We start from the raw sequence: 15,004 nt of genomic DNA on the forward strand, positions 1-15,004 counted from the left end.
TGATTATTGATTTTCCTGTTCGCGGCGCCTGCTGGCGATCTGCTTAATGGCGAGTTCTACATTGCCGCCAAGTTCAGCGGCAAGCTGCATTACTTCCATTTTTTCTGTTTCTTCTGTCGTGTACGCGAGATATTCCTCAGCGGACACTTCTGTGGCATAGACAGCCGAGTGTGTCCCTCCAAGCCCGATCCATACTTCTTTGTAAAGACGTGATGCATCGTTGTTCATATTAATGGATAACACCTGCGCTTTTTCTTTGTCTGTCAGTCCGAGCATGGCCTGTATTTCATCAAACTTGTTGATGTATTTGCGCTGATCGAGAAGAATCTTGCAGTCCGAATTATTGATGATGCTTTCCTTAACAATAGGGGATTGGATAATGTCATCTACCTCTTGGGTCACCACAATGGCCTCGCCAAAGAACTTCCGGACAGTCTTAAATAAATACTTTATATAATTTGCCATACCTTCCTTTGCAATAGCTTTCCAAGCCTCTTCAATCAGGATCAGTTTTCGGATGCCCTTAAGCCTTCGCATCTTGTTGATGAACACTTCCATAATGATGATCGTTACAATTGGAAAGAGGATTTTATGCTCCTTGATCGCATCAATCTCAAAGACTATAAAACGCTTGGAAAGCAGATCCAGCTGCTTGTCGGAATTCAGCAGGTAATCATACTCGCCGCCTTTGTAATAAGGCTCCAGTACATTAAGAAAATTGGCAATGTCAAAGTCTTTTTCCCTTACCTGTTTTTCTGTCAGTACGCTTCGGTAATCTCCCTGAACAAACTCATAAAAGGCATTGAAAGACGGAAAGGCGTCATCGCGTTTAATCTTTTCAATATAACCGCTTACGGCATTGGACAGTGCCACTTCCTCGGAGCGGGTGGTAGGCTCGTCATCACGTTTCCATAATGTCAGTATGAGCGTCTTGATACTTTCTCTTTTTTCAATATCGAAAACCCCGTCATCGGTATAGAAAGGGTTAAAGGCAATGGGATTATCCTCGGTATAGGTAAAATATACGCCGTCTTCGCCTTTGGTTTTTCCATTAATCAGTCCGCACAATCCTTGATAGGAGTTACCGGTATCTACCAGTAGGACATGGGCGCCCTGTTCATAATACTGCCTCACCATATGGTTGGTGAAAAAAGACTTGCCACTTCCCGAGGGACCTAGTATGAACTTGTTGCGGTTGGTAATGATACCGCGTTTCATCGGCAAGTCTGAAATGTCCAGATGGATAGGTTTTCCCGTCAGCCTGTCTGCCATCTTGATGCCGAATGGCGAAGGGGAATCATGGTAATTGGTTTCTTGGGTGAAGAAACACAATGCCGGTTCAATGAAGGTGTAAAAGCTTTCCTCACTTGGAAAATCTCCTGCATTGCCGGGCATACCCGCCCAGTACAGCGCCGCCGTATCAGTAGTATTGTGCCTTGGCTTGCATTCCATAAGGGCCAGTGCGCTCCCGCAGTCGTTTTTCAGCTGTTTAAGTTCAGACGGGTCGTCAGACCATGCCATGATATTGAAGTGTGCGCGGATTGACGACAGTCCAAAGGAATGCGCCTCATTCAGATAGCGTTCTATCCACTCTTTGTTGATCTGGTTGGCCCGACTGTAGCGTGCCAGCGAGTGCATGTTTCGGGCGGACTTTTCAAACTTCTGCAGGTTCTCCTCACTGTTGTCCAAAAACAGGTACTGGTTGTAAATGTGATTGCAGTTAAGCATTAACCCCACAGGAGATGCAAAAGATAAACGACAGTCGCTGCGGTCTGTGGAGAGTTTTTCATATCGCTTATCAGCTGATACCGATGAGGGTAGGTCCTCTGTGTCGGAAAGCGTATGAAGGCACAGCCTATTATTTCCTACGCGTACCTCTTCGCTGCCCAGCACAATATCCTGCATCGAGGTACCTGATTTCCTTGAAAGGGTCAGGTACTGTTCCAACAGCCCCGGCCTGCCTTGCTCACCTAAAATGTCTTCTTCGCTCATACGGCTGATTTTGACAAATCCGCAGTCGTTTATAATGCGCTCAAACTGGGCAACGGCTTCCATAAAACGGTGAACTGTTTCTTTATCCCTGATTTCTTTTGGTATCAGTACACCTTTGCACAATGAGGAGAAATTGCTCTGCATCCGCATGCGCTCTTTGGTCGTCTTGGTAAGAAACAGATAACAGTAATGGTTCAGGAACGGGCGCTCATTAAAGTGCCGCTGATAAGACCTGGCCAGAAAACTCTGCACTTCTTTGTCCATTTCAGGATCATAGTTCTCCTTGATGTACCAGTCCTGTTTATGGACGACTGTAAAATCGGGAAGTGTCTTAATGGCCTTATGCCAGGCAGAATGAATAGCGTCATATTCGGCAGAAGCGACCGTAAAGAGTTCGGGTAGACGGACTTCAAAGCAGGCGGTAATATCCGCATCCTTTGAAAGGATGCAGTTGTTCTCTACTGCTAGCAGCGGAAATCTGCTTTCCAGTGTTGTAGTCTTGGCTGCGTTTCTCATACGATGCTGGATTTAGCGGTTGACCTTAAATAACGTCGTATTGGCTTGCGGCATATGATGTAACGGGGATGCCTTTTTTTTGCCCCAATTTTCATCAGTCCGTGTTCCCCGTACTTCCTGTTCAGCGAGAAGGTCTGCCAGACAATGAGCGAGGCGCCGCCTGTGCCGAGAAAAAGACAGATATAGGAACTGGTCCCGGCCATGTATAAAATCATGACCAGGATAAGTATTCCAAGCAGCCCTCCTGCGAAGATGAATAGGTACTGTGCCTTGAGTCCCCTGAACTCGACTGTTCTTCCTATGCCTTTGTTGATGTTGTAAGTATTCATAGGCAAGGTTAAAGAAAGAAGGAGCGAAGGATGGTAGCCGCGACAATAAGGAAGATACAGGCGCCGAACCAGCTCGCCGCGGTTTTTGAGGTGTCGGGATCTCCGCTGCTGAATTTATTGTACACCTTAACCCCTCCGATCAGGCCGACCACAGCTCCAATGGCGTAGATAAGTTGTGTGGCGGGATCAAAATAGGAGGTAACCATTTGGGTGGCTTCCGTGATACCTGCTGTTCCGTTTCCCTGCGCCGATAACTTTAAGGATGACAGCATTATGATTACTGCCGGCAGGAATTTTTTTCTTTGTTTTTTCATAATGAAACACTTTAAATTGTTACTGTATTTCCGCATTATGCGGGCTCTGGCAACAAAAGTGTGATGAAAATCAAGTGCCTGCCGTAAAGTGGCTGTCTGTGGAATCAGTTGACTATCTGTGGCGTTATTCTTAATGTTTTAGCATAAAAAAACGTCAAACATTTAAGTTTGACGTTTTTTGTTAAATGAGAAAGGGGAGTATTACCCTTTCAAACATACTCCCCAATATCAAATTCATTCAAATCAATTTTCCGCAGATAGGAAGAACTGGAATTCTTTTCAGAGGAAAGGCTCCCGTCCAACAGCTCGGCTATTTTTCGGGAGGCACTTTCTATGGAATTTTCCAGCAGGCTGAATAATTCGGTTCCCTGTATTTTCTGAACTAAAGCTATCGCTGTTTCCTGTTGAGAGGGCTCCAATTTATCTTTTTGAAGCAGCATCCCCACGGAGCTTAGTTCCTCGAAGGTAACCCCTTGGGCAAAACCGTCATCTGCGCTGGATATTCCGTACCTGTTCCATTCTTCTTCTTCCTGTTCAAAATCAGGCATATTACTGAAAACTTCGTCCAGCTCTTCCTGCGGAATTTGAACACCTACGTTTTCATTTTCGTCGTATTCAATGTCAAAATTATCGGGATTCACCGCTGTTTCCTCAATTTGGCTTTTAGTGGCATTGTTTGGGACTGAAAGGCTTCTTACAGGCTTGGGCTGACCCATAATATCGGGCAGGTTTGGATTAATTTTTTCCTGTTTAGTCTGCTGTTGCTTTAAGCTTTTCTTAATGACAATCTTGTCCTGCAGAAGCAGGACTATGACTATTAGCAGGCATATCACAATAACTATTTCCATAATCAAAGAATTGGTTTTTGTTTTTCAATATGCAGCGTCTTTATATCCTCTCCAAAATCGTGAAAATGCTGCTTTAGCACGTTGTACATGTAATCTGAGATTGTGATTTTTCCATCGCCGAGGATAAAAACAATACGTGATATCATCCTGTGAAAATCCTCACTGATATACACCGACTTGCCGTTTCTAGCTATAAATTCTGCCGGTTGTAAAAAATTGTCTTTGTATTGCCCAATTTGTGCAGGCAGCTTGGTTTTCTTAAATAAATTTTTCATAATCATAATATTTTAAAAAATGGGTTTAAACTTCTCATTAAAATCTTCAGTAATTGCTTTCTCAAATATTTCAAAATGATGTTCAAGAATATTGTCGAGATAGGCATACAGCGGTATCTGATTTTTCCCTATTACCTGTACAATGCGGGACAAACGCTCGTGATATTCCTGACGGATGTAAATACTCTTATCTCCACGCTTAGTCATTGAGTGGGTTTTCAAAAAGTGGCCGCCATAACTTCCGTCAAAACCTTTCTTTGTTCGGTTCTTTTCCCTTTGTACAGGTTTAATCGGCAGTAACTCTTCCTGTTTTACATCTATCTTTTGCGTCTCTTTGATTGGTTCAGGCGGAAACTGTATCCCTTCTTTTTTAACGCCGTCAACCATCAGGTCCATCATCAGTTCTTCATTAATGTCCGGCGGGGTTTTTCTCTTATTTTCCTTTTCCATAAATCTACAATTGTGTAATTTTTAAAAATTCGTGTATGAACAGGTCTAATTGACACACTTTCATCAAGCGTTCATCTGGAGGCAATATGGTGGAACGGAAAACGGTTTTGCTGTCCACTTCACTTTCTTTGCGAAAACGTGTGCTGTTCTTGATTTGGCTTTGCATAAGGCTTAAACCTAATTGTTCAATAAGTTGGTTATAAACTTCATACAAAGGCGTGCTTTCCCTGCCGTCAACCTGGTTCCAGAACAGGTTAATAGTTTCTATGGAGGTTTCCCCTTTTTTCATAATCACATCCTGCAAAAGCTGTGTGAAGATTAGTGTACTTTCCATTACTACACGGTCAGCCGTGATCGGGCTAAAAATGTGGTGCATTCCCGCCAATGCTTTCAGGATCCCGGGCGTGTTAACTGTTCCGGGCAGGTCAAAGAATACAACATCAACCGGCGTGGGAGAATCATTCACAAACTCTTGAGCTGCTTCCAATACGCTGTCCGCTTTGTATGGCATAATGGGATAGGCTTTTTTGTTGATGGTAGTAAACTGTCTATACGCCAGCTTTTTCAAAGCTTCGTTTTCCATTACCATTGCCAAATCCCTTGTCTTCATTTTCACAAGACTATGCTGTGGAAAATCTGCATCAAATACGGCTACGTTGTAGCCCAAACGATAGTGCAGCACACTTGCTAGAAGGGTTGTAAATGTACTTTTACCAACACCGCCTTTTTGAGAAGAAAAGGCGATAAACAAAGGTTTCTTTTTTGTGTTCATATTTTATAATTTAAAGTTTATATATTCTAGCAATACAGTTTTGGAGGCTACACTGATTTCATTCTTACTATTTAGCAGGGTAGCTGTCAGGGCTGCCGGCCGACATTTCTGATTGCCTGCTTTTTTTAAGTACAGCATCACTGCATTCACCTCTGTATCTAGTCAGGCGGGAATTCCATCTTACTTATGTTCTTTCATCCCTTCATCCCTTCATTCAGGATAGTCTCACGGCCAGCCGTCACGCTTTCCAACATTTCCGCATTGTTACGATCTTGCATTCTTGCAATCATGAAAGCCAGATGATATGCAATCTGGAATGTGCCCAATACACTTGTCGTGAAGTACAGGCTGATTGTCGTCCTGCCAACATTCAAACACAAAGGACGAATCATTTTTGTTGCACTCTATGGGTGTGGCATTGCTTGTCGCTCAAAGGAAGTGTTTGGTAACTATTCATATTACAATCCTTTTATAAACAGGGATTTACTTTGTGAAATAAATTTTTATTAAAAGATTTATGCAACGACTTATGAATAAACGGAGAATAACGGAACGGCTTCGAGCCGTTTTCCCTGTTACATTTAATCCGTCCCGAAGGGCGGATTTTTGTGTTCACCAGAACACGGCAAGTTGTGTTTTGAGGCACTCTTAAACGAGTTAGTGCCTCAAAACAACTTGCCTGGCCGGGGGCTGAAAAAACCTTCCGAAGTCAGGTTTTTATAAAATTTAATAATGGATAAATAATGAAGGAGAACAATAACAACAAAAAACACAAGGGTGGACGCAAGCGCAAAAGCGATCCAAGCATCCATCGCCATGTATTTCGTCTGACAGATACGGAAAATGCCAAACTTTTATCGCTTTTTGAAACATCGAGTATTCCCAACAAAGCAAAATTTATCACCTCGCTGCTGTTCAGCAAGGAGATGAAATCGATTAAAATTGACAAAGGAACAGTTGATTTTTATATGCGGTTGACTTCGTTTCATAGTCAGTTCCGCTCCGTAGGGGTGAATTATAATCAGATTGTCAAGCTATTGTACCGTCATTTTTCCGAGAAAAAGGCGGCGGCTTTTCTCTACAAATTGGAAAAACAAACTGCTGAAATGGCGGCACTATGCCAAAAAATCATCCAAATAACTGAAGAATTTGACGCAAAATATCTGAAAAAACAGCCTTAGAAATGATAGCAAAAATCGGAAGAAGCGCAAATTTATACGGAGCTTTAGCCTACAACCAGCTCAAAGTTGAGAATGAAAAAGGGGAAATATTGTTTGGCAATAAGATAATTGAAACCGCTAGCGGTCTTTATTCGGTTGCGCAATTAGTCCAATCTTTTGCCCCTTACCTGATAGCCAATCGCAATACCGAGAAACATACGCTGCATATCTCGCTCAATCCTGATCCGAAAGATGAGATAAGTGACGACAGGTACAGGGAAATGGCAGAAGCATATATGCAGGAGATGGGTTACGGCCAGCAGCCTTATGTGGTTTTCAAACATACTGATATTGACCGCAGCCATATTCATATTGTATCGGTCTGTGTGGATGAAGAGGGCAAAAAGATTGCGGACAGTTTTGAGAAAATGCGCTCTATGAACGTCTGCCGTGAACTGGAAAGGAAATACGGTTTGATACCCGCAACAGATAAAGAGCATAAACAGATAGACAAGGTTTTCCGTCCTGTAGATTATAAGGCAGGTGATGTTAAAAGTCGGATAGCTTCAGTAGTTCGTCACCTGCCTAACTACTATCGATTCCAAACTTTAGGAGAATTTAATGCCTTGCTTTCTCTTTTTAATATTACCACCGAAAAAGTGCAGGGCGAGTTGAAAGGAAAAATGCAGCAGGGTTTGTTATATATCCCTTTGAATGAAAAAGGCGAAAGAGCCGGACATCCTTTCAAGGCTTCTTTATTTGGAAAGAATGCCGGACTGCCGGCTCTGGAATTGCATTATGCAAAATGTAAAGAAACATTAAAAGACCACGTGGCAAAGCCGACCATTAAAGCTGTCGTTACCATTGCCGTGCAATCAACAAGTGACGAAGAGGCTTTTAAAAAACAGTTAAGGGAGCAAGGAATTAACGTGGTAGCACGGAGAAATGATACAGGACGAATTTACGGAATTACCTTTATAGACCATAATTCTAAGACAGTGTGGAACGGTTCAAGATTGGGCAAAGAGTTTTCGTCCAATACTTTTAATGATTATTGGAACAACAATATCGAACCTGAAATAAAAGGACAGGTTAAACTACAATCGAAAATATCGACATCAAATAGTACAGATCTTCCTGCAAATGAACCTCATCGTTTGTTCGACTTCCTTAATACTGCCGAAAAACATGACGAGAATTTGCTTGATGCATTTGGTGGCTTATTTCCAGAAGCTCAAGGAGAAGATTACCAGGAGCAGGATTTTGCCAATAGATTGAAGAAAAAGAGAAACCGCATAAGAGGACAGAAATAAGAATTCAGCCAAACACTGCCACAGACCGCCTATGACTTCTACATTGAAATAGCCTAGCTGCATAGCTTTTAAATTCATGCCCGAACATTAAAAATTAAAATAATGCAGGGAGAAGATGATTTAAGAGGATTAGCCAAAATTATGGCTTTTATGCGGGCAGTAAGTATCCTATTGATACTGATGCACATTTATTGGTTTTGCTACGGTTACTTTATAGATCGGGGCTGGACACTAGAGGTAATCAACAAAATATTAGGCAATTTTCAGCTTACCGCAGGATTGTTCTCGCATACTCTTTATACCAAAGTATTTGCCTTGGTGTTATTAGCTTTAAGCTGCCTTGGATCAAAGGGAGTTAAGAACCAAAATATAACCTGGACTAAAATTTATATTGCTTTGGCAATTGGATTTGTTCTGTTTTTTCTGAACACAGCTTTATTAAAGCTATCAGTCAATACCGCTACAATTTCTTATATCGTTACAACTGGTTTAGGTTATATCGCTTTAATGGTTGCCGGAGTCTGGATGAGCCGATTGCTTCGTAATAATCTGATGGACGATGTTTTCAATAACGAGAACGAAAGTTTTATGCAGGAAACTAAATTGATGGAAAACGAATATTCTGTCAATCTTCCCACGAAGTTTTACTACAAAGAAAAATGGAACAATGGGTGGATTAACATAGTCAATCCTTTTCGGGCAACGATCGTTTTAGGTACACCGGGCTCAGGAAAATCATATGCAATCGTAAACAATTATATCAAACAGCAGATTGAGAAAGGTTTCTCAATGTACATCTACGATTTCAAATTTGATGACCTTTCTACCATTGCATATAATCATTTATTAAAGCACAGCGATAAATACAAAGTACAACCAAAATTCTATGTCATCAACTTTGATAACCCCCGAAAGAGCCATCGTTGCAATCCGCTTAATCCTGATTTCATGACGGATATCTCGGATGCTTATGAAGCAGCATACACGATAATGCTGAACCTCAATCGTAGCTGGATACAGAAGCAGGGTGATTTTTTCGTCGAAAGCCCGATTATCCTTTTGGCTGCAATCATATGGTACCTGAAAATTTATGACGACGGTAAGTATTGTACGTTTCCACACGCTATTGAACTCTTGAATAAAAAATACTCAGACGTATTTACGATTTTAACCTCATATTCCGACTTGGAAAACTATTTATCGCCTTTTATGGATGCCTGGCAGGGAGGCGCACAAGACCAATTACAGGGACAGATAGCCTCTGCAAAAATCCCTTTGTCAAGAATGATTTCGCCACAACTTTATTGGGTTATGACAGGCGATGATTTTTCATTGGACATCAACAATCCCAAAGAGCCTAAGATATTATGCGTAGGCAATAATCCTGACCGACAAAATATCTACTCTGCTGCATTGGGATTGTACAATTCGCGTATCGTTAAACTTATTAACAAAAAGGGTCAGTTGAAAAGTTCGGTTATCATAGACGAGCTGCCGACGATCTATTTTAGAGGATTGGATAACCTTATTGCAACCGCCAGAAGTAATAAGGTGGCTGTTTGTTTGGGCTTTCAGGATTATTCCCAGCTGACAAGGGATTATGGCGACAAAGAGAGCAAGGTAATTCAGAACACCGTAGGTAATGTTTTTAGCGGCCAAGTGGTTGGAGAAACTGCAAAAAGCCTTTCGGAAAGATTCGGGAAAGTATTGCAGAAAAGGCAGAGCATGAGCATCAACCGCAATGATACATCAACTTCAATATCAACTCAATTGGACAGTCTTATACCGGCTTCCAAAATATCCACCCTGACACAAGGTTTTTTTGTTGGTTCTGTGTCGGACAATTTTGATGAACGCATCGAGCAGAAAATCTTTCATGCTGAAATTGTCGTGGATAATGTAAAAGTTGCTTCAGAAACTAAAAGTTACCAGAAGATACCGGAAATTTTATCTTTTGTAACCGAGCAGGGAGAAGATAAGATGAAGGATGAAATTGAAAGCAATTACAAACGTATAAAATCTGACATACTGAATATTGTTGTTAGTGAAATGGAGCGCATCAAGAATGACCCTGCATTGCAGCACCTTGTGCAGAAATAGTTAAGTTATTTCAAGAACTAATTTAACAGCTATTCTTCTTTAATGTTACATTGTCATTTCGGCTAATAATATTGCGTTTTTGATTAATTTCAGGTTTTAAGGAATGTGCACTTTTGCATAGTTAATCTAAATAAAGAAATATGCAAAAGACAATTTTTATTACCGGAGCTTCATCTGGACTTGGTAAAGCAACAGCTAAATTATTTCATTCAAAGGGTTGGAACATTATTGCAACGATGCGAAACCCTGAAAAGGAAGAGGAACTAAAGGAACTTGTAAATGTAACCATGGTTCAATTGGATGTTACTGATAGTTTATCTATTCAAAAAACAATTGAGGCTATTTTACAATCCCATCCAGTAGATGTCGTGTTAAACAATGCTGGTTACGGTCTGATAGGTCCGCTGGAAGCTTTGAGAGACGAGCAAATTCTATCTCAGCTGCATACCAATCTCATGGGTGTAGTTAACGTAACCAGAGCTTTTGTTCCATATTTTAGGGAAAGGAAAAGTGGAAGCTTCATCAATATTACCAGTACATTTGGACTAGTAGGTTATCCCACCTGTTCTATCTATAATGCTACCAAATTTGCTGTGGATGGTTTTTCAGAGAGCCTGGCATACGAATTAGCACAATTTGGGGTAAAAGTTAAAGTGGTTGCACCGGGCGGAATGCAGACTGACTTTGCGGGAAGGTCTTTACAGGGTGGAATGCATCAAGCGTACACTAAACTGGTGGCAAAAGTTAGCGAGGGCTATAGCGAGGATCAGCTTGCAAATTATGCAAAAGCAGAAGACGTGGCCCAGATTATTTATGATGCAGCCACTGACAACAAAGAACAGCTCAGGTATATTGCAGGTAATGATGCTATTGGTTTATACAAGGAACGCCTGGAATTGACGCCCGAAGGACAATTCGAAAAAATACGTTCGCAATTTATATTTTAGATTCATTGTTTCTGTCGGATTTTATATCAATTTGGCAGAAACAACTTCTTTAAGAATTACTTAAATTTGTATTATGAAAAAACAGCCTGTCATATTCAGTTCGCTATCCCAATTACATCGGGCTATGGGGCAAGCGGCACCATTACATCCGCTGATCAGTATATTAAATTATGGAGATGCTAAGTTTGATCCAAAGGAATTTGAACAAGGTATTATACTAGACTTTTACAAGATATCTTTCAAGACAAGCTTTTCCGGAAAACTGAGATATGGCCAGGGATATTACGATTTTGAAGCGGGCGGAATGTCATTCATAGCACCAGGACAGTTATTGAAAATGCAAGACGAAGAAGCCGATTACAGCGGAATGACACTTCACATCCATCCCGATTTCATTCGACACTATTCGTTAAATACACAGATCAAACATTATGGTTTTTTTGGCTACTCGGCCGCCGAGGCCCTTTATCTTTCTGAAAAGGAAAAAGAAACAATTCTGAGTATTTACAGATTTATTGAGGATGAACTGGGAGAACGTATTGATAAATTCAGTCAGGATGTAATCATTTCACAAATTGAGCTTTTACTCAATTATGCCAACCGTTTTTATGACCGACAGTTCCTGACACGAAAGAATATAAATAATGATATTCTTTCCAAATTGGAGGAGACGTTGGAAAACTATTTTAGGGACGATAAATTACTTATCAAGGGACTGCCGACTGTTAATTCTGTTGCAGAAAATATTAATGTTACACCTCGTTACCTGAGCGATCTGCTGCGGAACCTTGTCGGATTGAATACACAGCAATACATTCACGAAAAAGTGATAGCAAAGGCTAAAGAATATCTGGCAAAGGATGAACTGACTATCGCTGAAATTGCGTATCATTTAGGATTTGAACATCCACAATCATTAAATAAACTCTTTAAAAGTAAAACTTCGTTCTCCCCTTCAGACTATAAAAAAAGTTTATTGAATTAAATTAGGGCGACAAAATATTGAATTCTGAAATGATTGTTTCAGATATTTTTATATCTTTGCAAATGAATTATGGCAAGAAATGTTGAATTTGACGAACAATTAGCAGTTTCCAAGGCAATGGATGTCTTTTGGAGGAAAGGCTATAATGGCACCACAATGCGGGATCTGACCGAAGCTATGGGCATCAACAGCAGCAGTCTTTATAATACCATTGGAGACAAGCACGAGCTTTTTATCCGTAGTATAAAGCATTATACCGAGACCAGAATGAAGGAAGCCGTAAAACAGTTAGAGCCCATCAAATCTCCTATAAAGGCGATCGAAAAATTTATACAATCTTCAGTTTATGTCATAACTAATGAACCTAATAGCTGTATGGCTATTAAAACCACTTTCGAAGTGGCAAGTACCGATGAACAGGTACAAAAAATCATTAAGGCTGACAATGAATTTACCTATAATCTATTGAACGGTTTGGTGGAAAAAGCAATTCAGAATGGAGAAATAACGATAAGCCAGGATGCAGCTATGCTAACGGACTATATCATCAATCATTTCAGTGGCTGGCACGAATTTTTTATCATCCATAAAAACAAAAATCGTATCAAGAATATGGCAACATTCCTGATCAAGCAAATTAACCAATAATTTTTTTATATAAATCTGAAACAAACGTTTTAAAATTATGAACATACTGAAAGAATACAACGACTATTACACGGCAAATGAAAAGCCTGAAGTATTGGAAATAGGCGAAGCAAGCTACATATCTATTATCGGGGAAGGAAGTCCCGGAACTGCTGTTTTCTATGAAAAGAAAGCTGCTATTAAAGAATTTGTTGCTTTATTGGCGTATCATTGTGATGCGACAGATTTGGCATTTTCAAGCAACGTGGTAGAAATATTCTACTGGTTTGATGAGGAAAAAGTGGGGTATGTAGATATCGGAAATTTCTATACGACAGTTGACCTGGATCTGCTACACTACAGAATTGCGATCCGCATTCCAGAGTTTATAAAAGCTGAAACCATTCAAGAAGTGGGGCAAAAAAGCGATCTCCCTTTCGCAAACGACTTTGAATATTTTACTTATTCGGCAGGAACTTGTGTGCAGCTTTTGCATAAAGGACCTTTTGCAGGAGAATTGCAAACACTGCCTGTGCTCCAAAAATTTGCTTCCGAGAATGGATTTAAGAAATCTGGAATGCACCACGAAATTCACTTAACCCCTTTTGAATTGGGACAAAGTCAGGAGCATCTGAAGACCATCTTGCGAGATCCCGTAGCTAAAGAATACTAATTTTTTTAATCAAATCTGAAACAAGCGTTTCAATAATAATAATAATAATAAATAATGGAAAACTCAATTAAAGAATTATCGGGTAAAATAGCCTTGGTTACCGGTGGGACAAAAGGTATCGGAAAAGCCATAGCAGATAAGTTGGCGTCCAATGGAGCAACAGTTGTGGTAACTGCACGAAAGCCATCAGAAGAAAAAAACGAGCATCATTTTATAGCGGCAGATCTAACCGACAGTACCGCTATAGCTGAACTAACAGAAAAACTGATCGAAAAATACGGAACGCCAGATATCCTTATCAATAATGTAGGCGGCACTTCCTCTCCGGCAGGAGGTTTTCAGATGCTCAGCGACGGCGACTGGAACAGGGATATTGAACTCAATCTTTTGGCATCTATCAGACTGGATAAGGCTATGGTTCCAAAGATGATTGAAAAGAAATCGGGAGTTGTGATTCATATTTCCTCGCTGAACGGTAAGATACCCTTGTACCAGTCCAATTTCTCTTACGGGGTAATGAAATCAGCTTTAAATGCCTACAGTAAGACACTGGCCAATGAAGTTGCCAAAAACGGTATTCGGGTAAATACAGTATCCCCGGGTATGGTCAAAACAACAGCTATGGAAACTTTTCTGGAAAGCTATGCACAAACCATTGGTAAAACCGTAACAGAAACTTCACAACAGCTTATGGATAGCATGGGTGGCGTGCCGATGAACCGTTTGGCCGAACCTGAAGAAATTGCCAACATGGTGGCCTTTTTAGTATCTGATGGTTCTAGTTACATAACTGGAGCCAATATGCTTGTTGACGGCGGTACCTTTCCAGCTGTTTAATTGCCATTTAGTTTAAGAATAGTCAAAAAAATAATAACATCGGAAACGTTGGTTTCGGCAGATCATTCAATTTAAAATACATAAAAAGTGGAAAAAGAACTCATAGGGAAAGTAGCTTTGGTAACTGGAGGTACAAAAGGCATCGGTAAGGCAATCGCTAACAGATTATCGGAAGCTGGGGCTATCGTTGTCGTAACGGCGAGAAGTCGCCCTGCAAAAGAGCAAACAAAACATCATTTTATTGCCGCGGATCTGACTATTGCCAATGATACCGATACAGTAGTGAGAGAGGTCAATGAAAAATTCGGTACAATAGATATTCTGGTCAATAACATGGGTGGTTCTACCAGTCCATCAGGAGGGTTTGCTGCCCTTACAGATGAACATTGGGAAAATGACCTGCAATTAAACCTTCAAGCTGCTGTACGCATAGACAGGTCGATATTACCGCAGATGGCAGAAAAGAAAAGCGGGGTCATCATCCATATCTCTTCAGTCACAGGCACGCTTCCGGTATATCAATCATTGGGCGGCTATGCCGTAGCTAAGGCAGCCCTAAATAATTACAGCAAAAGTTTGTCGAAGGAATTTAGCCCTCAAGGGATAAGGGTTGCGACAGTCTCTCCAGGTATGGTAAAGACAGATACCATGGATGCCTATTTGCAATCACTGGCTGAAACATCAGGTTCGAGCGTCGAACAAGTAACACAAAATTTGATGGATAGTCTCGGGGGAATACCTATGGGCAGGATGGCTGTGCCAGAGGAAATAGCAGAACTGGTTGGTTTTTTGGTATCTCCAAAAGCATCCTATATCACCGGGGTAAATTACATTATTGACGGAGGGTCAAATCCATCTTTATAGTG

General features: G+C 40.8%; 16 protein-coding genes. 9 read left to right on the top strand and 7 right to left on the bottom strand.

From position 1 onward, the window contains the following. Positions 1 to 3: 3 nt before the first annotated feature. The 7 genes from BKM63_RS17415 to BKM63_RS17445 all read right to left on the bottom strand — a co-directional run bounded on the left by BKM63_RS17415 (position 4) and on the right by BKM63_RS17445 (position 5,496). Positions 4 to 2,508, bottom strand: coding sequence for a TraG family conjugative transposon ATPase (locus BKM63_RS17415; protein WP_071637838.1), 2,505 nt, complete (start codon positions 2,506 to 2,508; stop codon positions 4 to 6). Further along, positions 2,505 to 2,837, bottom strand: coding sequence for a DUF4133 domain-containing protein (locus tag BKM63_RS17420; RefSeq protein WP_071637839.1), 333 nt, complete (start codon positions 2,835 to 2,837; stop codon positions 2,505 to 2,507). Before BKM63_RS17420 ends, BKM63_RS17415 begins: the two co-directional genes overlap by 4 nt. Before the next feature lie 8 nt (positions 2,838 to 2,845). Beyond that, a complete protein-coding gene (locus BKM63_RS17425; RefSeq protein ID WP_071637840.1) occupies positions 2,846 to 3,151 on the bottom strand; it encodes a DUF4134 domain-containing protein in 306 nt (101 codons plus the stop codon). A 209-nt stretch (positions 3,152 to 3,360) separates the two neighbouring features. Continuing rightward, positions 3,361 to 3,999, bottom strand: coding sequence for a conjugal transfer protein TraD (locus BKM63_RS17430; RefSeq protein WP_071637841.1), 639 nt, complete (start codon positions 3,997 to 3,999; stop codon positions 3,361 to 3,363). A gap of 2 nt (positions 4,000 to 4,001) precedes the next feature. Then, a complete protein-coding gene (locus BKM63_RS17435; RefSeq protein ID WP_071638159.1) occupies positions 4,002 to 4,274 on the bottom strand; it encodes a DUF3408 domain-containing protein in 273 nt (90 codons plus the stop codon). 12 nt (positions 4,275 to 4,286) lie between these two features. After that, a complete protein-coding gene (locus BKM63_RS17440; RefSeq protein WP_071637842.1) occupies positions 4,287 to 4,724 on the bottom strand; it encodes a DUF3408 domain-containing protein in 438 nt (145 codons plus the stop codon). Positions 4,725 to 4,728: 4 nt separating this feature from the next. Next, a complete protein-coding gene (locus BKM63_RS17445) occupies positions 4,729 to 5,496 on the bottom strand; it encodes a ParA family protein (RefSeq protein WP_071637843.1) in 768 nt (255 codons plus the stop codon). A gap of 743 nt (positions 5,497 to 6,239) precedes the next feature. Between BKM63_RS17445 and mobA the strand changes: the two genes are divergently transcribed. The 9 genes from mobA to BKM63_RS17490 all read left to right on the top strand — a co-directional run bounded on the left by mobA (position 6,240) and on the right by BKM63_RS17490 (position 15,002). After that, the gene (gene mobA, locus BKM63_RS17450) at positions 6,240 to 6,677 is read left to right on the top strand and encodes a conjugal transfer protein MobA (RefSeq protein WP_071637844.1); all 438 of its coding nucleotides are present in this window, start codon (positions 6,240 to 6,242) and stop codon (positions 6,675 to 6,677) included. A gap of 2 nt (positions 6,678 to 6,679) precedes the next feature. Next, complete coding sequence (mobB, locus tag BKM63_RS17455; protein WP_071637845.1) at positions 6,680 to 7,969, top strand: conjugal transfer protein MobB; 1,290 nt, start codon at positions 6,680 to 6,682, stop codon at positions 7,967 to 7,969. Between the two features lie 102 nt (positions 7,970 to 8,071). Further along, the gene (gene mobC / locus BKM63_RS17460; RefSeq protein WP_071637846.1) at positions 8,072 to 10,069 is read left to right on the top strand and encodes a conjugal transfer protein MobC; all 1,998 of its coding nucleotides are present in this window, start codon (positions 8,072 to 8,074) and stop codon (positions 10,067 to 10,069) included. A 140-nt stretch (positions 10,070 to 10,209) separates the two neighbouring features. Next, complete coding sequence (locus tag BKM63_RS17465; RefSeq protein WP_071637847.1) at positions 10,210 to 11,016, top strand: SDR family oxidoreductase; 807 nt, start codon at positions 10,210 to 10,212, stop codon at positions 11,014 to 11,016. A 73-nt stretch (positions 11,017 to 11,089) separates the two neighbouring features. Continuing rightward, positions 11,090 to 12,001, top strand: coding sequence for a helix-turn-helix domain-containing protein (locus tag BKM63_RS17470; protein WP_071637848.1), 912 nt, complete (start codon positions 11,090 to 11,092; stop codon positions 11,999 to 12,001). A 117-nt stretch (positions 12,002 to 12,118) separates the two neighbouring features. Beyond that, positions 12,119 to 12,649, top strand: a complete 531-nt coding sequence (locus BKM63_RS17475; protein WP_278248030.1) for a TetR/AcrR family transcriptional regulator — start codon at positions 12,119 to 12,121, stop codon at positions 12,647 to 12,649. A gap of 37 nt (positions 12,650 to 12,686) precedes the next feature. Continuing rightward, a complete protein-coding gene (locus BKM63_RS17480; RefSeq protein WP_071637850.1) occupies positions 12,687 to 13,301 on the top strand; it encodes a hypothetical protein in 615 nt (204 codons plus the stop codon). Positions 13,302 to 13,355: 54 nt separating this feature from the next. Further along, positions 13,356 to 14,138: an SDR family oxidoreductase gene (locus BKM63_RS17485; RefSeq protein WP_071637851.1), complete on the top strand. Its 783-nt coding sequence runs from the start codon at positions 13,356 to 13,358 to the stop codon at positions 14,136 to 14,138. Between the two features lie 87 nt (positions 14,139 to 14,225). Further along, positions 14,226 to 15,002 carry an SDR family oxidoreductase gene (locus tag BKM63_RS17490; RefSeq protein ID WP_071637852.1) on the top strand — a complete coding sequence of 259 codons (777 nt, stop codon included), beginning with the start codon at positions 14,226 to 14,228 and terminating at the stop codon, positions 15,000 to 15,002. Positions 15,003 to 15,004: the final 2 nt, after the last annotated feature.

The sequence above is a fragment of the Flavobacterium johnsoniae genome (assembly GCF_001879205.1).
Taxonomy (GTDB): Bacteria; Bacteroidota; Bacteroidia; order Flavobacteriales; family Flavobacteriaceae; genus Flavobacterium; species Flavobacterium johnsoniae_A.

Coding starts and splice junctions, on each gene's coding strand:
- BKM63_RS17425 (WP_071637840.1), bottom strand. CDS start 3,151: ATGAAAAAACAAAGAAAAAAATTCCTGCCGGCAGTAATCATAATGCTG.
- BKM63_RS17420 (WP_071637839.1), bottom strand. CDS start 2,837: ATGAATACTTACAACATCAACAAAGGCATAGGAAGAACAGTCGAGTTC.
- BKM63_RS17480 (WP_071637850.1), top strand. CDS start 12,687: ATGAACATACTGAAAGAATACAACGACTATTACACGGCAAATGAAAAG.
- mobA (WP_071637844.1), top strand. CDS start 6,240: ATGAAGGAGAACAATAACAACAAAAAACACAAGGGTGGACGCAAGCGC.
- BKM63_RS17470 (WP_071637848.1), top strand. CDS start 11,090: ATGAAAAAACAGCCTGTCATATTCAGTTCGCTATCCCAATTACATCGG.
- BKM63_RS17440 (WP_071637842.1), bottom strand. CDS start 4,724: ATGGAAAAGGAAAATAAGAGAAAAACCCCGCCGGACATTAATGAAGAA.
- BKM63_RS17415 (WP_071637838.1), bottom strand. CDS start 2,508: ATGAGAAACGCAGCCAAGACTACAACACTGGAAAGCAGATTTCCGCTG.
- mobB (WP_071637845.1), top strand. CDS start 6,680: ATGATAGCAAAAATCGGAAGAAGCGCAAATTTATACGGAGCTTTAGCC.
- BKM63_RS17465 (WP_071637847.1), top strand. CDS start 10,210: ATGCAAAAGACAATTTTTATTACCGGAGCTTCATCTGGACTTGGTAAA.
- BKM63_RS17485 (WP_071637851.1), top strand. CDS start 13,356: ATGGAAAACTCAATTAAAGAATTATCGGGTAAAATAGCCTTGGTTACC.
- mobC (WP_071637846.1), top strand. CDS start 8,072: ATGCAGGGAGAAGATGATTTAAGAGGATTAGCCAAAATTATGGCTTTT.
- BKM63_RS17435 (WP_071638159.1), bottom strand. CDS start 4,274: ATGAAAAATTTATTTAAGAAAACCAAGCTGCCTGCACAAATTGGGCAA.
- BKM63_RS17475 (WP_278248030.1), top strand. CDS start 12,119: ATGGATGTCTTTTGGAGGAAAGGCTATAATGGCACCACAATGCGGGAT.
- BKM63_RS17430 (WP_071637841.1), bottom strand. CDS start 3,999: ATGGAAATAGTTATTGTGATATGCCTGCTAATAGTCATAGTCCTGCTT.
- BKM63_RS17445 (WP_071637843.1), bottom strand. CDS start 5,496: ATGAACACAAAAAAGAAACCTTTGTTTATCGCCTTTTCTTCTCAAAAA.